The sequence below is a fragment of the Caulobacter sp. ErkDOM-E genome, from assembly GCF_048541895.1.
Lineage (GTDB): Bacteria > Pseudomonadota > Alphaproteobacteria > Caulobacterales > Caulobacteraceae > Caulobacter.
In genome coordinates, this window is the sequence record NZ_CP183331.1 from 3,905,567 (window position 1) to 3,929,660 (window position 24,094).

The following is a 24,094-nucleotide window of genomic DNA, read 5'->3' on the forward strand; positions in this document are numbered from 1 at the left end:
GGCTCTCCGCTGCGCTGCGGCCGGGATGACAAGCTATTTTGGGAGCTGGGAAATCAGAACGGCCCGCTGCTGTAGATCCGCTCCAGGCCCTTCTCCAGCTCGGCCAGCCGTCCGTCATAGGCGCGGTTCAGGCAGGCCCTGTTGCTTCCGCACTTGTGGCGGTCCCGCAGCCACTGCTGCTGCTGGTCCATCAGCGCGCCGCGCCCGCCCATGGCCAGGGTGCGCTTGTTGATGCCGTACAGAACGTCCATCCGCACATCCTTGTCGTTCAGGGCGCGTTCGGCGCAGATCGCCTTCTCGTCGGCGGTGCGGGCCTTCCTGCAGTCGAAGCTGGCGGCGCTGGCCGAGCCGGCGATGCAGGCGAAGGCGAGAACCAGGCCGAGGGACACGGGACGCATGGGCAATTCTCCGAAAAGGGCGATGACGCCACGTCATCCTTCATGACCCAAGCAGACTGTGGGATGATGGGTCCATGACCGTTGCCTCACGCGTCAAGCCGCTGGACCTGTTTACACCCGAGGAATGGGCGAAGGTCTCGGCGCGCTCGTCATGGCGCGGGATCTGGATGGTGGTCCATGCCTGGGGAACGATCCTGCTGGCCGGCGCCCTGTTCGTCGCCTTCCCCAACCCGCTGACCTATGTGCTAGCTGTGATGATCATCGGCGCGCGGCAGCTGGGCCTGGCGATCCTGATGCACGAGGCGGCCCATGGCGGCCTGCATCCCAACCTCAAGGTCAATGACGGGCTGGGCGAATGGCTGTGCGCGGCCCCCACCGGCGCGTCGTTGAAGAGCTATCGCCCCTATCACCTGACCCACCACAAATACGCCCAGCAGGCCGAGGACCCCGACCTGATCCTGTCGGCCCCGTTCCCGACCACGCGGGCTTCCCTGAACCGCAAGATCATCCGTGACCTGACCGGCCAGACCTTCTTCAAGCAGCGCTTCGGCCCGCTGCTCGGCAAGCTCAAGGGCTCCAAAGCCATTGGGCAGCCGAAAGGCGCGATCTTCAGCGGCGAGATCGCCCGCCAGAAGCCGTTCCTGCTGTGGAATCTCGGCCTGCTCATCGCCCTGTCGATGGTGGGCCTGTGGTGGGCGTGGCTGGCGCTATGGATCGTGCCGATGGCGACCTGGTTCCCGCTGGTCACCCGCCTGCGCAACATCGCCGAGCACGCCCTGGTCGCCCGGGACGAGCCCGACCCGTTCCGCCACGCCCGCACCACCAAGGCCAATTGGATCGAGCGCCTGCTGATCGCGCCCTACCACGTCAACTTCCACGCCGAGCACCACATGTTCATGCACACCCCGTGCTGGAACCTGCCGCTGGCCCATCGGCTGCTGGAGCAGAAGGGTCTGACGGGCGGGATGCTGACCGCGCCCGGGTATCTGAGCGTGCTGAAGGCGGCGTCGGCCAAACCGGTCGCCGGCTAAGGCCTCGCGCCGATTGTCGCGACGAGAGGCCTATTGTCGTTAGATCTTGCAGCCTTTGGCCGCATGAAGCTCGGCCAGCACAGCCTTACGCTTCACGACAAGAGCCTCGGCCTTGTCCGCGTCCATGTAGTTGCCGATGGCGGCGGGCCAGAATAGCAACACGGCCGCGACATTAGCTCCGCTGACGCCCTTGTTATGCTGAGCCTTCTCCAAAATACCGTCCAGACCCTTGTCCTGGGTTTCGATCTGCTGGCAGGTCAGGCTGCTGTCGGACAGTTGGTTCGTCGATATCTTCTGATTGGTCGCGCAGGCGCCAAGGCCAAGAACCGCGCATGCGAAAACGGTCGCCTTAAAGGCGACTAAAGAATTGATTTTCATGGAATTTCCCCCGAGATGGCCCGCGTATCTTGAGCCTGCCACCTTCGCTATAGAGTTGTGACCTCGCGTCAAGTCGCGGCTGAATAATCTTACCCATAACGAGACCGCGATGATCGACCAGACGCTGGAAGGCCGCCGCGCCTTCATTCTTGAAAATACCCGCGTCCAGGCGCCGCCGCATGCGCCTGAGCTTTCCCTGCATCTGGCCGACGAGATCACCCCGATCTGGAAACTGACCGAGGAGGCCCTTGAGGAGCTGGGCCTGGCCCCGCCGTTCTGGGCCTTTGCCTGGGCGGGCGGACAGGCCCTGGCGCGCTATATTCTCGACAACCCCACGAGCGTGGCCGGCAAGACCGTGGTCGATTTCGCCACCGGCTCGGGGATCGTGGCCATCGCGGCGATGAAGGCGGGCGCCAAGAGCGTGCTGGCCAATGACATCGACAGTTTCTGCCAGGCCGCCGTCAGCCTGAACGCCCAGGTCAACGGGGTCGAGATCGCCTTCACCGACGCCAACCTGCTGGACGGCCCGCCGCCCGCCTGCGACGTGCTGCTGGCCGGCGACATCTGCTACGAAAAGCCGATGGCCGAGGCGGTGATGGCCTGGATGCGTCAGGGCCGCGCCTCTGGCTCCACCGTGCTGATCGGCGATCCGGGCCGCACCTATTTCCGCAAGGACGACCTGATCAAGCTGGCCGAATACCAGGTCGAGACCACCCGCGAGCTGGAAGATTTCGCCATCAAGCGCACCTGCGTCTGGACTCTGCCGTGACGGCATTTTAGAACAATAAGAGAACAAATCTGGAGATCGCGACCATGCGCGAAGACGGCAAGATCGACTATATCGAGTGGCCTTCCGGCGACCTGCCGGGCACCAAGGCCTTCTACCAGACCGCCTTCGGCTGGACCTTCGCCGACTATGGCCCGGACTATGTCGCCTTCGAAGACCAGGGCACACACGGCGGGTTTTTCACGCCCGAGACGACGCCGCCGCCCAAGCCATTGGTGATCCTGTACGCCCACGACCTCGAAGCCATGGAGGCCCGGGTTGTCGCCGCCGGCGGGGTGATCAGCACGCCGATCTTCAGCTTTCCCGGCGGCCGCCGGTTCCATTTCATGGATCCGGGCGGCAACGAACTGGCCGTCTGGACTGAGGGGTAGTTTCAGATCCTCCCCCGTTGGGGGCCTATCGCCTGTGACCAAAAGCGGCTGTCATCCCGCCCCTGCCTTGGTCCGAGTGCGCAGCGCGAAGATCCGGGACCGACGCCTGAGCGCCGCGTTCCTGGTCGGTCCCGGATCTGCGCCCGGCTTCGCCGGGCTTGTCCGGGATGACACTTTCTGGACGCGGCCCATGGGCGACAGCCCTCCCCCAGAGGGGGGAGCCTCTAAAAAAACCGTCACACGCCGTCACTAATGTCCGGCCCCGGAGTATCGGGGCCAGATCAGATGAGCGAGCGAAGCTGCGGCGACTGCGGGATGTGCTGCAAGGTCCTGCACATCAGCGAACTGGAAAAGGCCGCCGGCGTCTGGTGCGGCCATTTCAAGAAGGGCGGCGGCTGCGGCAACTATGAAGCCCGCCCCCAGGCCTGCCGGGGCTTTACCTGCCTGTGGCTGGACTCGGTGCGGCTGGACGACGCCTGGCGCCCCGACCGGGCCGGGTTCCTGATGTATCCCGACAAGGACGGCAAGCGCCTGAACGTCGTGGTCGACACCGGCAAGCCGACCTCCTGGAAGCGCGAGCCCTATTATTCCAAGCTGAAAGCCATGTCGCAGCGGGCCTATGACGGCTTCGAACTGATGATCTGCATCGGCGACCGCCGGGTGGTGATGTTCCCGTCCGAAGACGTCGACCTGGGCGTGCTCAATCCCGACCACAAGGTGGTCAGCGGCTATCTCGAGCGCGACGGCCTGCAGGTGCCGTTCGCCATGGTGCTGAGCGACGTCGCCGCGCCCAGCGCTGAAAGCTCACCTACATAAATTGTCATCCCGGAAGCCTCGCAGAGGCTATCCGGGACCCAGGGGTAACCGCACTGCAGTGGCCCTGGGTCCCGGCTCTCCGCTGCGCTGCGGCCGGGATGACAAGGATTTTGTGCGGGAGAAGGATCAGAACTTTGGGTGAAACGCTCGCGGCGCCCAGCCAAAACCCCGCGTCGCATCGCCGCTGTCGAAGGTCAGGTCCACGCCCATCCGCGAGCCCATGGCCGCCGTGGCCCCGGGCAGGAACGGCGAGGCCGCCTTCAGCATCAGGCCAAACAAGGCCGGCGGCAGGGAGAGCACCATCGGCGTGCGCCCCAGGCCCTCGAACACCCGCGTCGCCATCTGGCGATAGGTCAGGGTCTCGCCGCCCACCAGGTCATAGGCCCGGTTCTGGGCGGCCGGCGCGGTCGCCGCCGCCACGGCGCCGATGGCCAGGTCCTGGGCATGGACCGGCTGGCGCAGCCCCTCGCCCCGGCCCGACAGCGGCAGGACGCCAAAGCGGCGGATCAGGCTGGCCAGGCGGCTGACATTGCCGTCGCGGCCCTCGTCATAGATCAGGGTCGGCCGCAGCACGGTCCAGGCCACGTCCTGGGCGGCGCAGAACCGCTCCACCGCCGCCTCGGCGTCGGCCAGGCTGGCGGCGACGGCGCGTTCCTCAGGCACGTCCGACGCCTGCTTGGTAAAGCGGCTGGTCGAGGAAAAGGCCACCAGCCGGGTCATGCCCCGGGCCTTCAGGGCCGGCAGGGCGGCGGGCAGCAGCCAGATCGGCGACAGTGAAAACACCGTCGCCACAGGCGGCAGGCCGTCTTCCAGATGCGGATCGGACAGGTCGGCGTCCAGCCAGCAGGCCTCGCCGCTCGGCGGCCGACGGCTGACCGCCACCGGGTCGACACCGGCCGCGCGCAGGCGATCCAGCAGATAGCCGCCGATCAGGCTGGTCGCGCCCAGCACCAGGACCGGCGTCTTCAGGGTGTTCGAAACGGTCATCCTGTTTCTATAGTCCAGCAGGGAGAAAAACGCCCATGGCCATGACCTATGACGCGGTGCGCGCCTTCGCCTTCACCCTGCCCGGGGTCGAGGACGGCACGGCCTATGGCCGCCCCTGCCTGAAGGCCCACGGCAAGTTCCTGACCCGGCTGTACGAGGACGGCGACAGCCTGGTCTGCCCCGGCGTGGGGTTCGACGAGCGCGAGATGCTGATGCAGGCGCAGCCCGACACCTTCCATCTCACCGATCACTTCCGGAATTATCCGTATGTTCTTGTTCGTCTGGCACAGGTTCATCCGGGAACGGTGGAACGCCTGATCGAGCGGCAGTGGCGCGCGACCGCCCCCAAGACGGTGCTGAAAGCCTGGGACGCCGCAAAAACGGAGACCGCATGAGAACCTGGCGCATCCTGATCGCCGCCCTGGCCTGCCTGGGTCCGGCGCTGCAATATGTCCTGATGGTGTACGACGAGACCCTGGCCTCGGGCTCGGTCAAGTCGGTCGAGTTCTTCAGCTACTTCACCATCCTCAGCAACATCCTGGCCGCCGTGGTCCTGACCGCGCCGCTGGTCGCCCCGACCTCGGTCGTGGGCGCCTGGGCCGAGCGCTCCTCGACCCGGATCAGCGTGGCCGTCTATCTGTCCATCACGGCGGCGATCTATCACACCCTGCTGGCGGGCCTGTGGGACCCCCGGGGCCTGCGGCTGGTGTCGGACACCATCCTGCACACGATCACGCCCACCCTGTTCCTGGTCGACTGGTTGATGCGCGGCGGTCAGGGCGAGACCGGCCGGGCCACGGCCGCCAAGGCCCTGGTCTTTCCGGCGCTCTATGGCCTCTGGACCCTGGCCCATGGGGCGCTGTCCGGCTTCTATCCCTATCCGTTCTTTGACGTCGGCAAGCATGGCTACCTGTCGGTGATCGTGACCATGCTGGTGATGGCGGGCGGCTTCCTGCTGGTGGCCCTGGCCTTCAGCCTGATCCATCAGGCCCGGGCCAAGCTGGCCAATGGCCGCGGGACGCCTATATCCGCCTAACGCGTCGTCCGGAGTTTCCGATGTCCAAGCTCGTTCCCGCCGTCCGTTCGGGCGATGTCCTGATCCCCGCCCTGGGTTTCGGCACCTGGCAGCTGGAGAACGGCTCGGCCCAGCCGCTGGTCGAGCAGGCCCTGGAGATCGGCTACCGCCACATCGACACCGCCCAGATCTATCGCAACGAGCGCGACGTCGGCGCGGCCATCGCCGCCAGCGGGATCAAGCGCGACGAGATCTTCCTGACCACCAAGGTCTGGGTCGACCACTTCGCCGACGGCGACCTGCAGCGCTCGGCGGAAAAGAGCCTGGAAAAGCTGGGCGTCGACCATGTCGACCTGTTGCTGCTGCACTGGCCCAAGCCCGACGTGCCGCTGGCCCAGACGATGGCGGCGCTCAACGACGTGCGCGATCGCGGCCTGACCCGCGCCATCGGCCTGTCCAACTTCCCCTCGGCGGTGATGGCCCAGGCCCAGGCGCTGTCCAAGGCGCCGATCGCCACCAACCAGGTCGAGTACCACCCCTATCTGTCGCAAAAGACCCTGATCGCCGCCGCCCACGCCGCCGGAACCTCGATCACCGCCTGGTCGCCCCTGGCCCAGGGCAAGGTCGCCGAAGATCCGGTGCTGATCGCCATCGGGCAGGCCCACGGCAAGACGCCGGGCCAGGCAGCCCTGCGCTGGCTGATCCAGCAGGGCGTCATCGCCATCCCCCGCACCAAGACCCCGGCCCGCATCGCCGAGAACTTCGACGTGCTGGACTTCGACCTGACCGACGCCGAGATGGCGGCGGTGTTCGCCCTGGCGCGGCCGGATGGGCGGATGGGGAACTGGCTGGATGCGGCGTATAGCTGGGATGTGGATTAGGGGGCGGGCGCCGGTATTTGGGCGTCGGCGGTGGGCGCCAAGCCAACCGTCACCCCAGTTCCATGGTTGACTGCTTTTCAGTTCGAACAGGCGCCGAAGTTCGCCAAATAGCCCGCATAGTCTGGCCAGCGGAAACCCATAGGGGCGCGGCGGACTTCCAGTTGATCTGGCTCTTCGGTTGGCTGCGGGGTCATTTTTCCGGCAACGCAGTGCATCTGGGTGCCGTAACGCTGTAGCCGGCCTTCCGCGACCGCGATCCGGTCGTACATCAAGGCGTACTCGGACCAGAGAGCCTCGTTCCGTTGCGCCATCGTCTCGATGGCCGGCAGAAACCGCTTCTGTAGCGGCGTATCGGCGTGTTGGACGATCAGGAAAGCGCCCGTCGCCGCCTGCTGACCATAGGTCTTGCTGGAGAACCAGCCCTCGGTCGGGACCATGGAGACCAGCGCCGAGACATTCTCGGCGCCGAGCGCCTTGATCTCCGCGCTCATGATCGTGCGTGCAGCGGCTTGATCCTCGGGCGTCAGATCGGAAAGGTCGATCTCGTGATTGGCGATCGTGATGGGCCGTTGGTCCAGAGTCCGCATCGCCTCAAGCCGCGCCTTGACGGGCGCCTCCGGACCAAGCGCCAGGAAGGTCGACCGAGCTTCGTTCACAGCAGCGGTGAACGGGGCCAGCCGTGTACGCGCCTCAGGGCTAAGCGCCTTGCCCAGGAGAGCGGAGATCAGAAGTAGAACCAGCACAGCGCTCTCCCGCAGATCTCGGCACGGTAGATCTACCGCTCGGAATTGCAATCTTAAGGACGAGGCGCAGCGCACGTCCACGACGGTTAGCAACCCCGACCCCAGGTCGGTGCGATCCTTAAATCTCCTGGAGGCTGCAGCGTGCAGGGCGGATCAGGTCAGTCAAGGCTCGCCTCCGGCGACCGCTTCGCGGCGACGCGAAGCGTCGGCCTTGAGTGACCTGATCCGCCCTGCGATCGTCTCGCCGTGAGATGTAAGGATGGCTGTGCCCAGAGGGGCGGCAGCTTCGCCGAGCCATCCTATGCGCACGGAACCCCTCTCTCATAGATGTTCAGGCCGGGGACATCCGTGACAGGTGTTCGGAGACATCCGTGACAGGTTGAGGATGATCACATCGGCGTTTTGAGGTCGATGGTGGAGATGGTCTTGGACCTGAAGACCAGGTCATAGCGGCCGTCGATGTTGGTGGGACGAAGGGCCAAGGTCTTGCCTGTGAAGGCCTTGGGGACCCGGATGAGGCGGGCCTCGAAGCTGATGCGGCCGTCCTGAACCTTGCGCGTCAGGTCGTCGGGGCCATAGGCGAAGGGCGCGATGTCGTCGCGATAGGGCCTGGGGCTTGGAGCATAGCGTTCGATGGGCGTGATCAGGCCCAGGGCCTCGTGAGGGCGCTGGGTGTTGTAGACCGTGCGCCAGTCGCGCAGGTGGCGGGCGGCCTCCTCCAGGTTGGCGAACGGCGGCCCTGACAGGGCCTCGGCCTTGAGGGTGCGATGGAAGCGCTCGTCCTTGCCCTGGGTCTGGGGGTGGTAGGGTCGCGAGTGGCCCAGAGCGATGTCCTGCTCCAGCAGCCACACGCCCAGAGCGGTCCAGGACCGGCCCACGCCGTCCCCCCTCATGCCCGCGCCCCAGGGCGGGCCGTTGTCGGCGGTGATGCGACGGGGCAGGCCATAACGCTGGAAGGCGTTGATCAGGCTGGATTTTACGGTCTGGCGCTCCTGGTTGGCGCAGGCCTCTAGCACCAGGCAGAAGCGCGAATGGTCGTCCAGCACGGTCAGCGGGTGAAGCCGCCCGCCCTCCGCGCCAAGCGGCACGTAGCCCTTGAAGTCCATCTGCCACAGGTCGTTTGGCGCGGGGTGCTCGAAGCGGATGAACGGCTCGTGGCCGCCGCCGAATGCGCCCAGAGCCACGCCATGGCGGCGCAGGATCTGGGTCACCGTCGAGGGCGATGGCGCCTCCAGACCCTGGCGTCGCAGCACGGCGGCGATCTTGCGCCCGCCCCAGGCCGGGTGCTGGGCCCGCACCGCCAGCGCCGCCGCCTCGATCGGAGCCGGCGTCGTCCGAGGCGAACCGCGTGGGCGTCGCGACCGCTCCGTCAAACCCGCCTCGCCCTGCGCCGCATAGCGCGACAGCAGCCGGTAACCCAGGCTGGCGCTTATCCCAAACCGCCGGCAAAGCTCCCGGCGATTGGCGCCTTCAGCCTGCGCCAGACGCACGAACTCCCGTTTGAAATCCATCGCAGAGACTCCCGTGAATGGCATCTCCGACCTCCCTTCGAGATCGGAAAATGTGTCACGGATGTCTCCGAACACCTGTCACGGATGTCCCCGGCCTGAACATCTATGAGAGAGGGGTTCCGTGCGGCGGCCTCTATCCCCGTGCTCGCACGGGGATAGAGGCCGCCGACCCCAACAAATTCAACGCCCTGACCGCCGCACCCACCGTCACGATCCAAAATCGACGCAGCCCCCTGAAAACCTCCCGCATAATCATTCTCGTCCCGCCACTGGGGAGGCCGTCCAGCTGGCGACCTGACGGGTGGCGGGGGCGGTTGTGCGGGTCGCGCCCGTCAGTCGTCGTCGAAGGCCCGGTGGGGTCTGGTGGAGCGGAGCGGTCCTTGCGGGGGCCGAACGTGATGAAGCCGGACCCGGACCACCGGGAACGCCCTTTGGCGACGCCTGCATGGGCGCTCCAGGCGCGGGCTGAAATCGCTCGCGCGGTCCGGAAGGGTCGCTTCCCTTCCGCCCGCCTGGGGCCTCTCATCGGGAGCGGGTCAAAACCCCGCGCCCCGAGGGCTCATCGGATAACAATCGCGCGGAGCGCTCCGGCCACGGCCGAAACGGTACTCCTCTACACACTCATCCGGGCCTGGCCCGGACGCTCCGCCGCCTCCCCACACTTGCCGGTGAAATCCGGCGAGGATGCGAACCCGTGTCACGGCGGGCTCGGCCGCCCGGACTCGCAACGAACCTGCGTCCGCCTTCAGACAATCGCGGTTTCCCCTCGCGGCGAAAGCGCCTAGGTAAGGCTCAACCTGAGCATATCCGGATCGGATCGGACTTATGGACGACGCGGGCGTCAGCTTGCAGGCGAAGATGATGGCGATGGGCGAGGCCGCCCGTGCGGGCGCGCGCGCCCTGCGTCTCGCCTCGGCCGAGCAGCGCACCGCCGCCCTGCAGGCCATGGCCAAAGCGATCCGCGAGGACGCCGCCCGCATCCTCGCCGCCAACGCCCGCGACATCGAGCAGGCCAAGGCCAATGGCCTGTCGGGCCCGATGCTGGACCGCCTGCTGCTGGACGACGCCCGCCTGGAAGCCATGGCCCAGGGCGTCGAGACCGTGGCCGCCATCGCCGATCCGCTGGGGGTGGCGACCTCGCGCTGGACCCGGCCCAACGGGCTGGACATTTCCCGGGTGCGCACGCCGATCGGCGTGATCGCCATGATCTATGAGAGCCGGCCCAACGTCACCGCCGATGCGGCGGCGCTGTGCGTTCGCTCGGGCAATGCGGTGATCCTGCGCGGCGGGTCCGAGTGCCTGGCCTCGAGTCTCGCCATTCACGCCGCCATCGTGCGGGGCCTGAAGAGCGCCGGCCTGCCCGCCAGCGCCGTCCAGGCCGTGGGCACGTCCGACCGCGCCGCCGTCGGCCACATCCTGAGCGGCCTGAACCGGACCATCGACCTGATCATCCCGCGCGGCGGCAAGAGCCTGGTGGCCCGGGTGCAGGCCGAGGCCCGCGCCCCGGTGCTGGGCCATCTGGAAGGCCTCAACCACGTCTTCGTCCATGCCGGCGCCGATCCGCAAAAGGCCATCGACATCGCCGTCAACGCCAAGATGCGGCGGGTGTCGGTCTGCGGCTCCGCCGAGACCCTGCTGGTCGACCGGGCCATCGCCGAGCGCCTGCTGCCGCTGCTGGCCGACGCCCTGATCAAGGCCGGCTGCGAGCTGCGCGGCGACGCGGCGGCCCTGGCCATCGAGCCGACCATGAAAAAGGCCAAGGACGCCGACTGGACCACCGAATACCTGGCCCCGATCCTGTCGGTGGCTGTGGTCGACGGCGTGGCCGGGGCGGCGGCCCATATCGCCCGCTACGGCTCGGGCCATACCGACGCCATCGTCACCGAGGATCCCGCCGCCGCCGAGGCCTTCGCGGCCGAGGTCGACAGCGCCATCGTGCTGATCAACGCCTCCACCCAGTTCGCCGACGGCGGAGAATTCGGCTTTGGGGCCGAGATCGGCATCGCCACAGACAAACTCCATGCCCGCGGTCCGGTTGGGGCCGAGCAATTGACGACATTCAAATATGTGGTTCGCGGGACCGGCCAGACTCGTCCCTGAGGCCGGCCGGCCAAGCGCGCAGCGTCTCGGGTTCCATCTGGAGCCGGGCATGCGCGTCGGGCTGTTCGGCGGCAGCTTCAATCCGGCGCACGAGGGTCACGCCCACGTCGCGGAGACGGCCCTGCATCGCCTGAACCTCGACAAGGTGATCTGGCTGGTCTCGCCGCAAAATCCGCTGAAGTCCTCGGCCGAGACGCGGCCCCTGGCCCAGCGCATGGCCGCCGCCCGGCAGTGGGCGCGGGGCAGTTCGATGATCGTCTCCGACGCCGAAACGCGGCTGGGCTCGCAATACACGATCGACACGCTGCGGGTGCTGCGGGCCCGCTATCCGGGCGTGAAATTCGTCTGGGTGATGGGCGCCGACAGCCTGGCCAGCTTCCACCGCTGGCGGGGCTGGACCCAGATCATGCGCGAGGTGCCGGTGGCGGTGATCTCGCGGCCGTGGGCGGGCCTGAAGTCGCGTACCTCGCCCGCCGCGCGGCGTTTCGCCCATGCCCGCAAGCCCGCCAGCGCCGCCGCCACCCTGCCCGACCAGACCGCCCCGGCCTGGGTCTATCTGACCGGCCCGCTGAACTTCGCCTCGTCCACGGCGATGCGCGAACGCCTCAACAAGACGCCCTGAAATCCGCGCTGAAGCGCTGCTGCACGCAACCCCTCACCTTTTCGACTCATCCATGCTATGAGGAGAACCCGCGCGACCCCATAAGGAGTACTTCCGCTGCGTAGCGACCCCGCGCAAATTGCGCACGATGACACGGCGACCGCCGAGTCCTCGACCCACAAGCCAGACCTCAGTCTTGACCAGAGCATCAAGGCTCTGGAGACCCTGATCCTGTCGCGCCTCGACGACGACAAGGCCCAGGACATCGTCCACATCGATCTGACGGACAAGAGCTCGGTGGCTGACAGCCTCATCGTGGCGTCTGGCCGTTCGCACCGTCACGTCGGCGCCCTGGCCGATCACATCATCCGGGCCCTCAAGGAAAACGGGTTCGGCAAGGCGCGGGTCGAAGGCCTGCCGCATTGCGACTGGGTCCTGATCGACGCCGGCGACGTGGTCGTGCACCTGTTCCGTCCCGAAGTGCGCACCTTCTACAATATCGAGAAGATCTGGGCGATCGACGCCCCGCACCGCATCGCCACCTCGGCGAACTAGCCCTTATCGCGTCATCGGCCTTTGATCGCCGGTGACGCGGGTTGGCGCATGAAGCTCACCATCCTCACCGTTGGCAAGCTCGGCCGCATGGTCGAGGCGCAGATGGCGCTGGACTACATGTCCCGCGCCACGGCGTCCGGCCGCGTGCTGGCCCTGGGTCCGGCCGAGATCATCGAGGTCGAGGCCCGCAAGCCCGGCAAGGCCGCCGAGGCCGAGGTGCTGCGTCCGCATCTCGAGGGCGCCTATGTCATCGCCTGTGACGAGCACGGCAAGGTTCGGAAGAGCCGGGCCTTCGCCGAGCATATCGGCCGGCTGCGCGACGATGGGACGCGGAAGGTCGTGTTTCTGATCGGCGGGGCCGATGGCCTGGATCCCGCGATCCTGGCCAACGCCAATGAAACCCTGGCCTTTGGGCCCCAGACCTGGCCCCACGCCCTGGCCCGGGCAATGCTGGCCGAGCAGATCTATCGCGCCGTCACCATCCTGGCGGGCTCGCCCTATCACCGCGACTAGGGCTAGACAGGGCCAGATGCTTCGCCGCCCCTCGCCCCTTGTCCTGTCCGCCATCGCGCTGGTCATCGCCCTGTCCGTCGGCGGCGTGGTCCTGGCGCGTCAGGACCAGCAGCGGATGCGCGACCGCCAGACGGCCATCGACACCCGTCGCGAGATCGAGGACCTGCGCCGCGAACTCTCGCGCCTGGACAATGCCCGGGTCTCGGCCGGCGAGAACGTCGACCTCAAGCGCGCCCGGCTCGAGGCCCTGAACTACCGCGAAGCCCGGGTGCTGGCCGATCTGGGCCGCGACCGTCATCGCATGGCCAAGCTGCTGTCGGCCCTGCAGCTGTTCCGGCGCAATCCGCCGCCGGCCCTGCTGGTCAGCCCCGGCGACGCCCGCGACGCGGTGCGGGCCGCCATCCTGATCCGCGCCATGACCCCGGACCTGCAGCGCCGGGCCGACGCCTATTCACGCCAGGCCGTGGCGGTGCGCACCCTGCGCCGCGAGGCGGCGGCGGCGGCGGCCGAGCTGTTCACCGCCGAAAGCGTGGTCGCTGATCGCAAGGGCGAGATCGAGCGCCTGATCATCGAAAAGACCCGGCTGGAACGCGCCTTCGCCCAGGAAGCCCTGGTCGAGGCCAGCGAACTGCGCACCCTGGGCGCCCTGACCGACGGCCTGACGCCCCGCGCCCCGACCGGTCCCCTGACCCTGGCCTCGCCGGCGCCGGGCGGCATCACCAGCCGCTTTGGCTCCACCCTGCCGGCCGGCGGCCGAGCGTCCGGCGTGTCGATCCGCACGGAAAAAGGGCGGACCGTGACCAGTCCTGCGGCCGGAACCGTCGAATATGCCGGCGCGCTGAATGGCTGGGGCGTCGTGCTTATCTTGCGAGCCCAGGACGCCTATCTTCTGGTGCTGGCGGGCCTGGATCAGGTTTCGGTCGCGCCCGGACAATCCGTCGCGGCCGGCGCCCCGATCGGAAAGATGGCGGATCGTGTATCCTCAGAGCCCGAGCTCTATCTTGAGGTCCGCGAGGAGGGCGTTCCGGTCGATCCGGAGCGCTGGTTGAAGCAAGGGTCGCCGTAGACGGCTTTTTCAGTAATGATGGCCGTAAATAGGACGTTCTCGGCTGGGATGGTCAGGAACGAGTCGTCAAAAGCGCGGCGCTTCACGCGTCGCCAGGGAGCTCTCAAGGCCTAATGCGCAAGTACCTGCTCATCGGAGTTTCGGCCTTTGTCCTCGGCGCGGGGACCATGGCCTATCTGAGTCCCATCGCCCAGGCGAACATCCCGCCCAAGACCAAGACCTACAAGCTGCTGGAACTGTTCGGCGACGTGCTGGGCACGGTCGAGGACCAGTACGTGACCGAGGTGGACGACAAGAAGCTGATCGAGGCGGCCCTCGACGGCATGTTGACCAGCCTTGACCCGCACTCGGGCTACCTGTCGCCCGACAGCTTCGAGGACATGCAGGACACCACCCGCGGCGAATATGGCGGTCTGGGCATCGAGGTCACCAGCGAAGAGGGCGTGGTCAAGGTCATCTCGCCGATGGACGGCACCCCCGCCTCGCGGGCCGGCATCCAGGCGGGCGACTACATCACCGCCGTCAACGGCCAGAGCGTTCTGGGCCTGACGGTCAGCGAAGCCGTCAAGCAGATGCGCGGCGCGCCCGGCGAGGCGGTCAACCTGACCATCGCCCGCGAAAAGACCGACCCCTTCGACGTCAAGCTGATCCGCGAAGTGATCAAGCCCAAGGCCGCCATCGCCCGCATGGAAGGCGACTTTGGCTATGTGCGCCTGCCCGGCTTCAACGAGAAGGCCACCGACGCCCTGGTCTCCTCGATCAACGACCTGAAGGCCAAGAACCCGAAGATGAAGGGTCTGGTCCTGGACATGCGCAACAACCCCGGCGGTCTGCTCGACCAGGCCGTGGGCGTGGCCGACGTGTTCCTGGACGGCGGCGAAGTGGTCAGCCAGCGCGGCCGCGATCCGCGCAACATCCAGCGCTACAACGCCCGCCCCGGCGACCTGCTGAACGGCCTGCCCGTGGTGGTGCTGATCAACCAGGGCTCGGCCTCGGCCGCTGAAATCGTCGCCGGCGCCCTGCAGGACCGCAAGCGCGCCGAACTGGTGGGCCTGACCAGCTTTGGCAAGGGTTCGGTCCAGACCGTGATCCCGCTGCGGGGCGGCGCCGACGGCGCCCTGAAGCTGACCACGGCGAAATACTTCACCCCGTCGGGTCGCTCGATCCAGAAGACCGGCATCGCGCCGGACCTCGAGGTCGCCCAGACCCGCGACCAGGCCCAGGACATCGCCAACCGCGTGTGGTTCAGCGAGGCCAGCTTCAAGAACGCGCTCAATGCCGATGAGGGCAAGACCCGCATCGGGGCCCACACCCCGGCCGAAGCCCCGCCGACCGCCTTCGACGACAAGAAGGGCGACTTCCAGCTGCAACGCGCCCTGGCCGTTCTGCAGGCCGGCTCGGTCGCCGCAACGCCGAAAATGCCCAAGCCGGCCGCCAAGATCGCCGAGGTCACGGCCAAGGCCGCCGCCATGGGCAAGCCGGTCGTCGAGAAGAAGTAGCGCCTACCCGATATGGGTCTGAGCGCGGGCGGCCGTAAGCCCGCGTTCATTCCAGCCCTCTATCCCGATCCTGTTGGAATAGAAGGGAAAACTCATGGACTTGGACAACGCGCTTGCCGCTCACTCGGACTGGAAGGTCAAGCTTCGCGTCGCTCTCGCCAAACACGAGACTCTGGACGCCGACCGCATCGCGTCGGATTGTCATTGTGAGTTCGGACTCTGGCTGAAGGGCGAAGGACGCGCGGCCCACGGCGCCTCGCCCAACTTCAAGATGTGCGCCGAAAGCCACACCGAGTTCCACCGTTGCGCGGGGAACGTCGCTCGAGCGATTAATGCCGGCCGCATGGATGAAGCCGCGCAGGAGTTGGAGGCCGGCACGCCGTTCTCGCGGTCATCCCAGGCCGTCGCCGTAGCGGTTCGGCGGCTGAAGACCGAACTGGCGGCCTGACCCCGACGATACGGCGCGGCCGATAGCCACGGGGGCCAGACCCAAGCAGACAAGCTCTGTTAACCATAAATTCGGGTCTGGCGGCTAGGGTCACGGACGATGGCCGCCATGTTCTCCCGCAAGCCCGCCTATGCCGCCTCGGCCCCCGCGCCCGAGGCGAGCGGTGACCTGCGCGCTCGCCTGATGGCGGCAGTGTCCAATCCTTACATCGCCGCCAGCGGCGCGGCCTGCCTGTTCATGGTCACCCTGGCGGGTCTGGTGCTGGTCACCGGCGACCCCAAAGCGGGCGCGCCGATCATCCGGGTCGAACTGACCAAGATCGGCGCCACCAAGAACGCCCCCGACGGCTGGAAAGAGGCGCTCGCCGACGAGGGCGAGCACGAAGCCCCCTTCAAGCCCGACACCTTCGACCTTTCAGCCAAGCCCATTGTCGACAGCCCGGTCGAGGCCTCGATCTCGTTCCCCGGCGAAACTGCTCCCGGCGAAGAAGCCCCCGGCATGGTCCACGCCGCCGGCGGCGCCCTGCCCCAGGCCCCGATCGCCGGTCTGGCCGGCCCGGGTCCCGGCGGCGCTTCGCTGCCGATCATCGCCGCCAATGGCCGCACCGCCGCCGAGGCCTATGCCCGCCCGTTCACCGCCACGGGCCGCCCCAAGGTGTCGGTCGTGATCGGCGGCCTGGGCCTGAACCCGCAGACTACCCGCGCGGCCATCGAGACCCTGCCGCCCGAAATCACCCTGTCCTTCGCACCCTATGCCGAAGGCCTGCAGGGCTGGATCGACCTGGCCCGCGCCAACGGCCACGAAGTGCTGCTGGAAACCCCGATGGAGCCGGCCGACTATCCGGCCAATGATCCGGGTCCCTATACCCTGATCGCCGGCAACCGGCCCGAAGACACCGTGCGCAAGCTGGAATGGCTGATGTCGCGCGCCACCGGCTATTTCGGCCTCAGCAACTATCTGGGCGCGCGGTTCATCGACTCCGACGCGGCCATGAACACCTTCAACGCGGCCCTCAAGGCCCGCGGCCTGGCCTTTGTCGACGACGGCCTGGCCGCGCGGCGCGGTGGGTCGATCCCGCGCGCTTCCGCCGATCGGGTGATCGATGATGAGCTGTCGGCCTCCGCCATCGACGCCCAGCTGCGCGCCCTGGAGACCGGGGCCAGCGCCCGCGGGCAATCCATGGGTTCGGGCTTCGCCTATCCGGTGACGATCAACCAGGTGCGGACCTGGGCCAACGGCCTGACGGCGCGGGGGATACAACTGGCCCCGGCTTCGGCGCTCACCCGTCGATGAGCCCGGACCCTCTGGCCCGCCACCGGCCCAATGTAGGCGTGGTGTTGTTCCATCCCGACGGCCGCGTCTGGCTGGGTCGCCGCAACCAGCAGCCACCGCCCTACAACTGGCAATTCCCTCAGGGCGGTGTCGACGATGGCGAAGACCTGCTCGACGCCGCCAGACGCGAGCTGGCCGAGGAAACCGGCGTGGTCTCCGCGACCCTGCTGGGGCGCACAGAAGGGTGGATCGCCTATGACTTCCCGCCCGAACTGGTCGGCTCCAAACGCGCACGCGGCTGGGCGGGCCAGAAACAGGTGTGGTTCGCCTTCCGGTTCATCGGTGAAGAGACGGAAATCGACCTCGAAGCCCATGGCGAGGTCGAGTTCGACGCTTGGACGTGGGGAAAGCTCGACGAAACCCCCGAACTGATCGTACCCTTCAAGCGCGGGGTCTACGAACAGGTGGTCGCTGCTTTCGGAAAATTCGTGGCGGGCGACTGATCGCTCCCACAGGGAGTGCGATCGGCATGGCCAAGACCGTCCTGATGATTCATGGCTATGGCTGCGCGAGCAGTTGCTGGGGTCCCGTCGCCGAACGTCTGACCGCCGAGGGCTACAGGGTCGAGGCGCCCACTATCCGCGCCGACCAGCGCAAGGTCGCCGCGCCGGGCGCGGGCCTGGCCGGTCTCAGCCTGGCCGACTATGTCGCCGACATGAGCGCCCTGGCCGCCGCCCTGGCCAAGCAGGACGGCGAAGCGCCGATCGTGTTCGGACATTCGATGGGCGGCCTGATCGCCCAGAAGCTGGCCGAGGCCGGCCTGGTCTCCGGCGCCGTGCTGTTCTCGCCCGCCTCTCCCGCCGATGCGCGGGGCAAGCCCAAGCTGTCGCCGGTGTTCGCCTTCCTCAACGCCGTGCTGATGTCCAAGCCCGAGACCCGGACGGTCAAGCAGTGGAAGACCGGCTTCAAGCTGTGCGTGATGAACGCCGTGCCGGCCAGCCGGCATGACGCCCTGTACGCCAGGATGGTCTACGACTCGGGCCGAGTGCTGGCCAATCTGGCCTGGCCCGACAAGGATCCCAACAAGACCGCCCATGTCGATGTCGACAAGGTCACGGTTCCCATCCTGGTGGTGGCCGGGGCCCTGGACCGCACCACGCCTGTCGATGACATGCGCCTGGTGGGCCAGAAATATTCCGCCGTCGGCGGCGACTATGTCGAATATCCCAACAACGCCCACTGGCTCATCGACGAGCCGGGCACGGACGTCATCCTGGGCGATGTGATCGGCTGGCTAAAGACCAAGGCCCTCACCCCCGCTCCAGCCAAGGCCGCCGCCGCTGAAACGGCCCCCGCCAAGGCGGCTCCGGCTCCGGTCAAGCCGGCCAAGGTCGCCGAAGTCGCGGCGCCCCCCAAGGCGGCCAAGCCGAAGGCTGCGCCCGCCACGGCAGCTCCAAAAGCCGCCGCCGAGAAACCCGCACCCGCGACAAAGGCCGTAAAGCCTGCCGCCGCCGCCAAGGCGACCCCGGCCAAGGCCGCACCCAAGCCGGCCCCGGCCGCCAAGCTCGTCGAAGCCAAGCCGGCCGTGAAGGCCGCCGCCAAGGCGAAAGCTCCGGCCAAGGCCGCGCCCGTCGCCGCCCCCGCCAAGGTCGCGGCGCCCGCCGCCAAGGCCCCAGCCAAACCCAAGGCCGCCGCGCCGAAGCCCGCTCCGGCCGCCAAGGTGACAGCTGCTAAAGCCGCTGCGCCGAAGGCTCCGGCCAAGGCTGCTGTGACCAAGGCGCCGCCAGCCAAGGCGGCCGCGCCCGCCAAGGTCGCGCCGAAGGCGGCCGCCAAGCCGGCTGCGACAACGAAACCCGCCAAATCTTCGCCTAAGCCCAAATAGAGCGTGTAAGCTCACGCCGTCGGCTGCTTCGCCGACGGCGTTCGAAAGGCGCCCATGCCCGCACCGGTCATCATGGTCCACGGCGCCTTCTGCGGCGGCTGGACATTCGACAGCTTTCGCCAGCCTTTCGAGGCCGCCGGTCACGCGGTGCAGACGCCCGACCTTCTGGGGCATGACGGCAAGGTTTCGGTCGCCGGCCGCTCCATGACCGACTACGCCAAACAGATCGCCGAACTGTGCGCCACCTGCGAGGAGCCCCCGGTCCTGATCGGCCACTCAATGGGCGGCCTGGTCGCCCAGATGGCGGCCGCGCGGGCCAAGGTCTCGCGCCTGATCCTGCTGGCCCCCTCGCCGCCCTGGGGCGTGCCGGGCGCCAGTCTGGAAGAGGCGGTCTCGGCCGTCAGCCTCTACGCCCTGGGCCCCTACTGGCTGCAGGCCGTCGATCCCGACTACGGCGTGGTGGAACGCTACAGCCTGGACCGGATGGACCGCGCCGACCGCAAGGCCCTGTATGCCCGCATGACGCCCGAAAGCGGCCGCGCCCTTTGGGAGACCCTCAACTGGTGGCTGGACCCGTTCATGACCACCAGCGCCACACCCTCGGGCGCGCCGACCCTGGCCATCGCCGGCGGCCGGGACGTCATCCATCCCACGGCCACGGTCCGCCAGACCGCAGCGCGGCTGAACGGATCGGTCGAGGTGTTTGCCCAGATGAGCCACTGGCTGCCGGGCGAACCGGGCTGGGAAGCCGTCGCCGAGCGTTGCCTGGACTTCATCACCGCTGAGGGGCGCGCCGCGGCCTAATCAGGCCGGCGGCGAGAACAGCTTCAGTCCCAGGATGCCCGCCACGATCAGGCCCAGGCAGACCAGCCGCGCCGCCGTGGCCGGCTCCTTGAAGATCACGATGCCGACAATGGCCGTGCCGACCGCGCCGATGCCGGTCCATACCGCATAGGCCGTGCCCAGCGGCAGGGTCTTCACCGCCCAGCCCAGCAGGCCCATCGACAGCACCAGGCTGATCGCCGTCAGGACGGTGGGGATGGGCCGGGTGAAGCCCTCGGTGAATTTCAGGCCCACGGCCCAGCCGATCTCGAACAGACCCGCGATGAAAAGGATGATCCAGGCCATGACCTGCTCCACTTTTTTCTAGCGGGGTCGTCCCCGGAAACGACAAAAGGCGCGGAGTCGTCCCCGCGCCTTCCGTTGATATGGGACAGCATGTCAGGAGGGCAAGCCTCCCGCTCCGGCCTTAGCGGCTGGTGGTGCTGTACAGGACCTGAGCCTGTTCGAAGTTCTTGCCCACGGGCGAGCCATCGGTCTTCTTCAGGCGCATATAGACCAGACCGGCGTGACCGCTGGCCCAGTTGTCATCCCAGGACACCGTGAAGCGACGGAAGTCGCTGCTGACCACCTGGTCGTTGCGGATCAGGCGCAGCTGCGGGCTGTTTTCCCAGGTGGCCCAGTCATGGAGGGCGCTGGCCAGAGCCTGGGCCTGAACGTCGCCCAGGGCGTACTGGATGGTGATGGTGCAGACGTTCTTGTTGGAACCCGGGTTGTCCAGGACGATCTGGAAAGGCTTGCCCAGGTCCAGAACCCACTGTTCCTTCTTCTTCTTCAGACCGGCCGCCTTGACCAGGGCCTGGAAGTCGCCGCCGACCACGGCGGGCTTGCAGATGCGATCCAGCACGCTGAGCAGCTGCAGCGAGACGGGGTCGGTGGTGGGCGGCGGACGGACCGGTTCGACATAGGTGTCAGCCGGAACCGTGCCGGCGGCCGGAGCCGGGACAACAGGCGCGGCGGCCGGATCGACGGGCGCGGCCGGAGCAGCGGGAGCCGGTTCCGGCGTCTGGGCCGGAGCCGCAGCAGGCGCTGCGGCGGGAGCCGGAGCGGTTTGCTCCTGGGCGACGGCGGCGGTCGAAACCACACCGAGGGCGATCAGGCTGGCGAGCGCGAGGCGCATTATCGAGATATCCCCATCAGGCTAGAGGTCGGCATTAAAGCCGACAGACGGTCCCTCGCAACCCTTATGGCGACAGATTGCGACGGAGATTGGGCCACAAGTGTAATTTCCTGCGTCCATACGTCGCGCAGGTTCCCCCCAGACGCGAAAACGCCTCCGCCCTGGGCAGGACGGAGGCGTTTCTTCGAATCAGTCTGGAGCCGATCAGGCCGCTTCGACAGCGTGCTCGGCCAGGATGGTCAGCCCGTCGGGGCCCACGTCGGCGAAGCCGCCCTGGATGTCGAACAGCTTGGTGGTCGCACCGTCCTTCACGGTGACGCGGCCTTCGCGCAGCGTCGTCATGAAAGGCGCATGGTTGGCCAAAACACCGAAGTCGCCTTCAGCGCCCGGAGCCTGGACCATATCGACCTCGCCCGAGAACAGTTCGCGTTCCGGAGCGACCAGAGAAAAGTGCAGCTTGGCCATTATTCCACGATCTCCACGTCGCCGAGGGCCGCCTCGACGTCTTCGTCGGTCTGGATCTCGGTGCCGCAGAACGGGCAGAAGCGGATGGTGGCCAGCACGACGCCGGTCTCGCCCTCTTCTTCCCGCTCTCCGAGATTGAGCAGAATCAGGCCGCTGTCATGCTGGACAAGAGCATCGGCCGGGTCCGAAGAGACCGCGTCCTCAAGCTCCTCGCAGCAGAAGCCAACCAGGTCGTGGTCGTGTTCGTCGGTCATCAGGCTTCGCTCGCCAGCTTTTCAGCCTTGGCCACGGCTTCTTCGATCGTACCGACCATGTAGAAGGCGGCTTCCGGCAGGTGGTCGTATTCACCGTCGACGATGCCCTTGAACGAGCGGATCGTGTCCTTCAGCGCGACGAAGGCGCCGGGGGTGTTGGTGAACTGCTCGGCCACGTGGAAGGGCTGGCTGAGGAAGCGCTGGATCTTGCGGGCGCGAGCGACCGTCAGCTTGTCCTCTTCCGACAGCTCGTCCATGCCCAGGATGGCGATGATGTCCTTCAGCGACTTGTACTGCTGCAGAACTTCCTGGACCGAACGGGCCACGTTGTAGTGCTCTTCGCCGATGACCAGCGGGTCCATGATCCGCGAGGTCGAGTCCAGCGGATCGACGGCGGGGAAGATGGCCTGGGCGGCGATGTCGCGCGACAGAACGGTGGTGGCGTCCAAGTGGGCGAACGAGGCGGCGGGCGCCGGGTCGGTCAGGTCGTCGGCGGGCACGTAGATGGCCTGGACCGAGGTGATCGAACCCTTGTTGGTCGAGGTGATGCGCTCCTGCAGGTTGCCCATCTCGGTGGCCAGGGTGGGCTGATAGCCCACGGCCGAGGGGATGCGGCCCAGCAGAGCCGACACTTCAGCGCCGGCCTGGGTGAAGCGGAAGATGTTGTCGACGAACAGCAGCACGTCCTTGCCTTCTTCATCGCGGAAATATTCAGCGATGGAGAGGCCGGTCAGGGCCACGCGGGCGCGGGCGCCGGGGGGTTCGTTCATCTGGCCGTAAACGAGGGCGCAGCGGCTGCCTTCGGTCGAGCCGTTGATCTTCGGGTCCACATTGACGTTGGACTCGATCATCTCGTGATACAGGTCGTTGCCTTCGCGGGTGCGCTCACCCACGCCGGCCAGAACCGAATAACCGCCGTAAGCCTTGGCGATGTTGTTGATCAGTTCCTGCATCGTCACGGTCTTGCCGACGCCGGCGCCGCCGAACAGGCCGATCTTGCCGCCCTTGGTGTAGGGGCACATCAGGTCGATGACCTTGATGCCCGTGACCAGCACTTCAGCGGTGTTGGTTTGCTCGGCGAACGACGGCGCCTCGCGGTGGATCGAGCGGAAGATGTCCGACTTGATCGGGCCCTGCTCATCAATCGGCTCGCCGATGACGTTCATGATGCGGCCCAGGGTGCCGGGGCCGACCGGAACGCGGATGGCTTCGCCGGTGTCGCGCACGGCCTGGCCGCGAACGAGGCCTTCGGTGGCGTCCATGGCGATGGCGCGGACAGTGCTCTGGCCCAGGTGCTGGGCGACTTCGAACACCAGGCGCTGGCCGGTCGCGATGTTGACCGTTTCCAGGGCGTTGAGGATCGCCGGCAGTTCACCGGTGAACTCAACGTCGACGACGGCGCCGATGACCTGCACCAGCTTGCCGGTGGCGGCGCCGATGGTGGCCGGAGCAGCCTGGGTCGACTTCGGCGCTGCGGCCTTGGGGGCGGCAGGCTTCTTGGCGGCCGGAGCCTTGGGGGCGACGGCGGGCGTTGCGGCGGCGGCGGGCTTCTTCACGGCGGCCGGCTTTTCAGCGGCGGCGGCGGGAGCCTTAACGGGGGTCTTGGCCATGGCGTGCGGGTCTTTCGTGCGTGCTCGTGCGTGCGTTTTTTACGTTAGGCTTTTGATCAGACGGCTTCGGCGCCGGAGATGATCTCGATCAGCTCCTTGGTGATCTGGGCCTGGCGGGAACGGTTATATTCGAGGGTGTAGCGCTTGATCATGTCGCCGGCGTTGCGCGTGGCGTTGTCCATCGCCGTCATCTGGCTGGCGTAGAAGCCGGCCATGTTGTCGAGCAGGGCCGACAGGATCTGGACCGTCAGGTTGCGCGGCAGCAGGGTCTCGAGGATGGCCTCTTCCGAGGGCTCATACTCATAGACGGCGCTGGCCCCCGTCGCCGGAGCGGCCGAGGTGTCCACCGTCGCCGGGATCAGCTGCAGCGCGGTCGGGGTCTGGATGACCACCGACTTGAAGCGGCTGTAGAACAGCGTGACCACGTCGATGTCGCCGGCCTCATAGAGGCGCGTGACGACGTCGGCGATCGGCTGGGCCACCGACAGGGTGAACTGGCGATAGGCCGACAGGTCGAAATTCTCGACGATGCGGTCGGCATACAGCCGGCGCAGCTGCACGGTCGATTTCTTGCCGACGCAGACGATCTTCACGTCCTTGCCCTGGGCGATCAGCCTGTCGATGTGCAGGCGCGCGGCCCGCACGATCGACGAGGTGAAGCCACCGGCCAGACCGCGATCGGCCGCCGCGACGATGATCAGGTGGCGATCATCGCGACCGGTGCCGGTCAGCAGGGCCGGAGCCCCGTCTCCCGACACGCCGGCCGCCAGGTTGGCGATCACAGCCGCCAGACGCCGGGCGTAGGGACGGGCTGATTCAGCCGCGTCCTGGCTCCGGCGCAGCTTGGCTGCCGCCACCATCTGCATCGCTTTCGTGATCTTTTGCGTCGCTTTGACGCTCGAGATCCGATTGCGCATTTCCTTCAAACTGGCCATTCGGCGCTACTCTCTC

28 protein-coding genes and 2 pseudogenes are annotated in these 24,094 nt (G+C 67.3%); 18 read left to right on the plus strand and 12 right to left on the minus strand.

Annotated elements, in window-relative coordinates:
• Positions 1 to 53 precede the first annotated feature (53 nt).
• Positions 54 to 398: a lysozyme inhibitor LprI family protein gene (locus ACN2C7_RS19080; RefSeq protein WP_419319046.1), complete on the minus strand. Its 345-nt coding sequence runs from the start codon at positions 396 to 398 to the stop codon at positions 54 to 56.
• A gap of 74 nt (positions 399 to 472) precedes the next feature.
• Between ACN2C7_RS19080 and ACN2C7_RS19085 the strand changes: the two genes are divergently transcribed.
• Entirely contained in the window at positions 473 to 1,429 is a 957-nt protein-coding gene (locus tag ACN2C7_RS19085) for a fatty acid desaturase family protein (RefSeq protein WP_419319047.1), read from the plus strand.
• 39 nt (positions 1,430 to 1,468) lie between these two features.
• Here ACN2C7_RS19085 and ACN2C7_RS19090 read toward each other — a convergent pair whose 3' ends face one another.
• Entirely contained in the window at positions 1,469 to 1,807 is a 339-nt protein-coding gene (locus ACN2C7_RS19090) for a hypothetical protein (RefSeq protein ID WP_419319048.1), read from the minus strand.
• A gap of 109 nt (positions 1,808 to 1,916) precedes the next feature.
• Here ACN2C7_RS19090 and ACN2C7_RS19095 point away from each other — a divergent pair, with 109 nt between their 5' ends.
• The 3 genes from ACN2C7_RS19095 to ACN2C7_RS19105 all read left to right on the plus strand — a co-directional run bounded on the left by ACN2C7_RS19095 (position 1,917) and on the right by ACN2C7_RS19105 (position 3,781).
• The gene (locus tag ACN2C7_RS19095; RefSeq protein WP_419319049.1) at positions 1,917 to 2,576 is read left to right on the plus strand and encodes a class I SAM-dependent methyltransferase; all 660 of its coding nucleotides are present in this window, start codon (positions 1,917 to 1,919) and stop codon (positions 2,574 to 2,576) included.
• Positions 2,577 to 2,620: 44 nt separating this feature from the next.
• A complete protein-coding gene (locus ACN2C7_RS19100; RefSeq protein WP_419253943.1) occupies positions 2,621 to 2,965 on the plus strand; it encodes a VOC family protein in 345 nt (114 codons plus the stop codon).
• 285 nt (positions 2,966 to 3,250) lie between these two features.
• Positions 3,251 to 3,781, plus strand: coding sequence for a YkgJ family cysteine cluster protein (locus ACN2C7_RS19105; RefSeq protein ID WP_419319050.1), 531 nt, complete (start codon positions 3,251 to 3,253; stop codon positions 3,779 to 3,781).
• 30 nt (positions 3,782 to 3,811) lie between these two features.
• Here ACN2C7_RS19105 and ACN2C7_RS19110 read toward each other — a convergent pair.
• Both ACN2C7_RS19110 and ACN2C7_RS19115 read right to left on the minus strand, forming a co-directional pair.
• Positions 3,812 to 3,894 (minus strand): annotated as a pseudogene (locus ACN2C7_RS19110) (hypothetical protein); the annotation flags it as partial.
• Between the two features lie 13 nt (positions 3,895 to 3,907).
• A complete protein-coding gene (locus ACN2C7_RS19115) occupies positions 3,908 to 4,768 on the minus strand; it encodes an SDR family oxidoreductase (protein WP_419319051.1) in 861 nt (286 codons plus the stop codon).
• A 35-nt stretch (positions 4,769 to 4,803) separates the two neighbouring features.
• Between ACN2C7_RS19115 and ACN2C7_RS19120 the strand changes: the two genes are divergently transcribed.
• From ACN2C7_RS19120 to ACN2C7_RS19130, 3 genes are read left to right on the plus strand one after another with little or no spacing between them, the layout of a single operon-like run.
• Positions 4,804 to 5,163 carry an MmcQ/YjbR family DNA-binding protein gene (locus tag ACN2C7_RS19120; RefSeq protein WP_419319052.1) on the plus strand — a complete coding sequence of 120 codons (360 nt, stop codon included), beginning with the start codon at positions 4,804 to 4,806 and terminating at the stop codon, positions 5,161 to 5,163.
• Positions 5,160 to 5,804: a Pr6Pr family membrane protein gene (locus tag ACN2C7_RS19125; protein WP_419319053.1), complete on the plus strand. Its 645-nt coding sequence runs from the start codon at positions 5,160 to 5,162 to the stop codon at positions 5,802 to 5,804. The genes ACN2C7_RS19120 and ACN2C7_RS19125 overlap by 4 nt, the downstream gene beginning before the upstream one ends.
• A 20-nt stretch (positions 5,805 to 5,824) precedes the next feature.
• On the plus strand, positions 5,825 to 6,664 hold the full coding sequence (locus ACN2C7_RS19130) for an aldo/keto reductase (protein ID WP_419319054.1): 840 nt from the start codon (positions 5,825 to 5,827) through the stop codon (positions 6,662 to 6,664).
• A gap of 77 nt (positions 6,665 to 6,741) precedes the next feature.
• Here ACN2C7_RS19130 and ACN2C7_RS19135 read toward each other — a convergent pair whose 3' ends face one another.
• Together ACN2C7_RS19135 and ACN2C7_RS19140 are read right to left on the minus strand one after the other, a co-directional pair.
• Positions 6,742 to 7,500 (minus strand): DUF6624 domain-containing protein, encoded by a 759-nt coding sequence (locus ACN2C7_RS19135; protein ID WP_419319055.1) that lies wholly within the window; start codon positions 7,498 to 7,500, stop codon positions 6,742 to 6,744.
• A gap of 238 nt (positions 7,501 to 7,738) precedes the next feature.
• Positions 7,739 to 8,942, minus strand: a pseudogene (locus ACN2C7_RS19140) (IS481 family transposase).
• Between the two features lie 801 nt (positions 8,943 to 9,743).
• Here ACN2C7_RS19140 and ACN2C7_RS19145 point away from each other — a divergent pair.
• The 11 genes from ACN2C7_RS19145 (at position 9,744) to ACN2C7_RS19195 (ending at position 19,658) form a co-directional block, all read left to right on the plus strand.
• Positions 9,744 to 11,018, plus strand: coding sequence for a glutamate-5-semialdehyde dehydrogenase (locus ACN2C7_RS19145; protein WP_419319056.1), 1,275 nt, complete (start codon positions 9,744 to 9,746; stop codon positions 11,016 to 11,018).
• Positions 10,984 to 11,640: a nicotinate-nucleotide adenylyltransferase gene (locus tag ACN2C7_RS19150; protein WP_419319057.1), complete on the plus strand. Its 657-nt coding sequence runs from the start codon at positions 10,984 to 10,986 to the stop codon at positions 11,638 to 11,640. The genes ACN2C7_RS19145 and ACN2C7_RS19150 overlap by 35 nt, the downstream gene beginning before the upstream one ends.
• Positions 11,641 to 11,736: 96 nt before the next feature.
• Entirely contained in the window at positions 11,737 to 12,174 is a 438-nt protein-coding gene (gene rsfS / locus ACN2C7_RS19155) for a ribosome silencing factor (RefSeq protein ID WP_419255768.1), read from the plus strand.
• Between the two features lie 48 nt (positions 12,175 to 12,222).
• The gene (gene rlmH, locus ACN2C7_RS19160; RefSeq protein WP_419319058.1) at positions 12,223 to 12,687 is read left to right on the plus strand and encodes a 23S rRNA (pseudouridine(1915)-N(3))-methyltransferase RlmH; all 465 of its coding nucleotides are present in this window, start codon (positions 12,223 to 12,225) and stop codon (positions 12,685 to 12,687) included.
• A 16-nt stretch (positions 12,688 to 12,703) separates the two neighbouring features.
• Positions 12,704 to 13,753 carry a murein hydrolase activator EnvC family protein gene (locus ACN2C7_RS19165; protein WP_419319059.1) on the plus strand — a complete coding sequence of 350 codons (1,050 nt, stop codon included), beginning with the start codon at positions 12,704 to 12,706 and terminating at the stop codon, positions 13,751 to 13,753.
• Between the two features lie 113 nt (positions 13,754 to 13,866).
• A complete protein-coding gene (locus tag ACN2C7_RS19170; protein ID WP_419319060.1) occupies positions 13,867 to 15,252 on the plus strand; it encodes a S41 family peptidase in 1,386 nt (461 codons plus the stop codon).
• Positions 15,253 to 15,346: 94 nt separating this feature from the next.
• Complete coding sequence (locus ACN2C7_RS19175) at positions 15,347 to 15,700, plus strand: CZB domain-containing protein (RefSeq protein WP_419319061.1); 354 nt, start codon at positions 15,347 to 15,349, stop codon at positions 15,698 to 15,700.
• Positions 15,701 to 15,799: 99 nt separating this feature from the next.
• The gene (locus ACN2C7_RS19180; protein WP_419319062.1) at positions 15,800 to 16,993 is read left to right on the plus strand and encodes a divergent polysaccharide deacetylase family protein; all 1,194 of its coding nucleotides are present in this window, start codon (positions 15,800 to 15,802) and stop codon (positions 16,991 to 16,993) included.
• A complete protein-coding gene (locus tag ACN2C7_RS19185; RefSeq protein ID WP_419319063.1) occupies positions 16,990 to 17,475 on the plus strand; it encodes an RNA pyrophosphohydrolase in 486 nt (161 codons plus the stop codon). Before ACN2C7_RS19180 ends, ACN2C7_RS19185 begins: the two co-directional genes overlap by 4 nt.
• 26 nt (positions 17,476 to 17,501) lie before the next feature.
• Entirely contained in the window at positions 17,502 to 18,854 is a 1,353-nt protein-coding gene (locus ACN2C7_RS19190; protein ID WP_419319064.1) for an alpha/beta hydrolase, read from the plus strand.
• A gap of 54 nt (positions 18,855 to 18,908) precedes the next feature.
• Positions 18,909 to 19,658, plus strand: a complete 750-nt coding sequence (locus tag ACN2C7_RS19195; RefSeq protein ID WP_419319065.1) for an alpha/beta fold hydrolase — start codon at positions 18,909 to 18,911, stop codon at positions 19,656 to 19,658.
• Here the strand turns inward: ACN2C7_RS19195 and sugE are convergent, their stop codons facing one another.
• The 6 genes from sugE to ACN2C7_RS19225 all read right to left on the minus strand — a co-directional run bounded on the left by sugE (position 19,659) and on the right by ACN2C7_RS19225 (position 24,078).
• Positions 19,659 to 19,982 carry a quaternary ammonium compound efflux SMR transporter SugE gene (gene sugE / locus ACN2C7_RS19200; protein ID WP_419319066.1) on the minus strand — a complete coding sequence of 108 codons (324 nt, stop codon included), beginning with the start codon at positions 19,980 to 19,982 and terminating at the stop codon, positions 19,659 to 19,661.
• Positions 19,983 to 20,103: 121 nt separating this feature from the next.
• Positions 20,104 to 20,814, minus strand: a complete 711-nt coding sequence (locus ACN2C7_RS19205) for a hypothetical protein (RefSeq protein ID WP_419319067.1) — start codon at positions 20,812 to 20,814, stop codon at positions 20,104 to 20,106.
• A gap of 204 nt (positions 20,815 to 21,018) precedes the next feature.
• Positions 21,019 to 21,279 carry an ATP synthase F1 subunit epsilon gene (locus ACN2C7_RS19210; protein ID WP_419319068.1) on the minus strand — a complete coding sequence of 87 codons (261 nt, stop codon included), beginning with the start codon at positions 21,277 to 21,279 and terminating at the stop codon, positions 21,019 to 21,021.
• Positions 21,279 to 21,533 carry a hypothetical protein gene (locus tag ACN2C7_RS19215; RefSeq protein ID WP_419319069.1) on the minus strand — a complete coding sequence of 85 codons (255 nt, stop codon included), beginning with the start codon at positions 21,531 to 21,533 and terminating at the stop codon, positions 21,279 to 21,281. Before ACN2C7_RS19215 ends, ACN2C7_RS19210 begins: the two co-directional genes overlap by 1 nt.
• Positions 21,533 to 23,143 carry a F0F1 ATP synthase subunit beta gene (atpD, locus tag ACN2C7_RS19220; protein WP_419319070.1) on the minus strand — a complete coding sequence of 537 codons (1,611 nt, stop codon included), beginning with the start codon at positions 23,141 to 23,143 and terminating at the stop codon, positions 21,533 to 21,535. Before atpD ends, ACN2C7_RS19215 begins: the two co-directional genes overlap by 1 nt.
• 56 nt (positions 23,144 to 23,199) lie before the next feature.
• A complete protein-coding gene (locus ACN2C7_RS19225) occupies positions 23,200 to 24,078 on the minus strand; it encodes a F0F1 ATP synthase subunit gamma (RefSeq protein WP_419319071.1) in 879 nt (292 codons plus the stop codon).
• Positions 24,079 to 24,094: the final 16 nt, after the last annotated feature.

Excerpts from the sequence above, each read along its gene's own strand:
- ACN2C7_RS19175 (WP_419319061.1), top strand. The coding sequence starts at position 15,347 with ATGGACTTGGACAACGCGCTTGCCGCTCACTCGGACTGGAAGGTCAAG.
- atpD (WP_419319070.1), bottom strand. The coding sequence starts at position 23,143 with ATGGCCAAGACCCCCGTTAAGGCTCCCGCCGCCGCCGCTGAAAAGCCG.
- ACN2C7_RS19100 (WP_419253943.1), top strand. The coding sequence starts at position 2,621 with ATGCGCGAAGACGGCAAGATCGACTATATCGAGTGGCCTTCCGGCGAC.
- ACN2C7_RS19185 (WP_419319063.1), top strand. The coding sequence starts at position 16,990 with ATGAGCCCGGACCCTCTGGCCCGCCACCGGCCCAATGTAGGCGTGGTG.
- ACN2C7_RS19080 (WP_419319046.1), bottom strand. The coding sequence starts at position 398 with ATGCGTCCCGTGTCCCTCGGCCTGGTTCTCGCCTTCGCCTGCATCGCC.
- ACN2C7_RS19115 (WP_419319051.1), bottom strand. The coding sequence starts at position 4,768 with ATGACCGTTTCGAACACCCTGAAGACGCCGGTCCTGGTGCTGGGCGCG.
- ACN2C7_RS19170 (WP_419319060.1), top strand. The coding sequence starts at position 13,867 with ATGCGCAAGTACCTGCTCATCGGAGTTTCGGCCTTTGTCCTCGGCGCG.
- ACN2C7_RS19125 (WP_419319053.1), top strand. The coding sequence starts at position 5,160 with ATGAGAACCTGGCGCATCCTGATCGCCGCCCTGGCCTGCCTGGGTCCG.
- ACN2C7_RS19190 (WP_419319064.1), top strand. The coding sequence starts at position 17,502 with ATGGCCAAGACCGTCCTGATGATTCATGGCTATGGCTGCGCGAGCAGT.
- ACN2C7_RS19120 (WP_419319052.1), top strand. The coding sequence starts at position 4,804 with ATGGCCATGACCTATGACGCGGTGCGCGCCTTCGCCTTCACCCTGCCC.
- rlmH (WP_419319058.1), top strand. The coding sequence starts at position 12,223 with ATGAAGCTCACCATCCTCACCGTTGGCAAGCTCGGCCGCATGGTCGAG.
- ACN2C7_RS19105 (WP_419319050.1), top strand. The coding sequence starts at position 3,251 with ATGAGCGAGCGAAGCTGCGGCGACTGCGGGATGTGCTGCAAGGTCCTG.
- ACN2C7_RS19130 (WP_419319054.1), top strand. The coding sequence starts at position 5,825 with ATGTCCAAGCTCGTTCCCGCCGTCCGTTCGGGCGATGTCCTGATCCCC.
- ACN2C7_RS19210 (WP_419319068.1), bottom strand. The coding sequence starts at position 21,279 with ATGGCCAAGCTGCACTTTTCTCTGGTCGCTCCGGAACGCGAACTGTTC.
- ACN2C7_RS19095 (WP_419319049.1), top strand. The coding sequence starts at position 1,917 with ATGATCGACCAGACGCTGGAAGGCCGCCGCGCCTTCATTCTTGAAAAT.
- ACN2C7_RS19085 (WP_419319047.1), top strand. The coding sequence starts at position 473 with ATGACCGTTGCCTCACGCGTCAAGCCGCTGGACCTGTTTACACCCGAG.
- ACN2C7_RS19150 (WP_419319057.1), top strand. The coding sequence starts at position 10,984 with ATGTGGTTCGCGGGACCGGCCAGACTCGTCCCTGAGGCCGGCCGGCCA.
- sugE (WP_419319066.1), bottom strand. The coding sequence starts at position 19,982 with ATGGCCTGGATCATCCTTTTCATCGCGGGTCTGTTCGAGATCGGCTGG.
- ACN2C7_RS19180 (WP_419319062.1), top strand. The coding sequence starts at position 15,800 with ATGGCCGCCATGTTCTCCCGCAAGCCCGCCTATGCCGCCTCGGCCCCC.
- ACN2C7_RS19090 (WP_419319048.1), bottom strand. The coding sequence starts at position 1,807 with ATGAAAATCAATTCTTTAGTCGCCTTTAAGGCGACCGTTTTCGCATGC.
- ACN2C7_RS19165 (WP_419319059.1), top strand. The coding sequence starts at position 12,704 with ATGCTTCGCCGCCCCTCGCCCCTTGTCCTGTCCGCCATCGCGCTGGTC.
- ACN2C7_RS19145 (WP_419319056.1), top strand. The coding sequence starts at position 9,744 with ATGGACGACGCGGGCGTCAGCTTGCAGGCGAAGATGATGGCGATGGGC.
- ACN2C7_RS19205 (WP_419319067.1), bottom strand. The coding sequence starts at position 20,814 with ATGCGCCTCGCGCTCGCCAGCCTGATCGCCCTCGGTGTGGTTTCGACC.
- ACN2C7_RS19195 (WP_419319065.1), top strand. The coding sequence starts at position 18,909 with ATGCCCGCACCGGTCATCATGGTCCACGGCGCCTTCTGCGGCGGCTGG.
- ACN2C7_RS19225 (WP_419319071.1), bottom strand. The coding sequence starts at position 24,078 with ATGGCCAGTTTGAAGGAAATGCGCAATCGGATCTCGAGCGTCAAAGCG.
- ACN2C7_RS19215 (WP_419319069.1), bottom strand. The coding sequence starts at position 21,533 with ATGACCGACGAACACGACCACGACCTGGTTGGCTTCTGCTGCGAGGAG.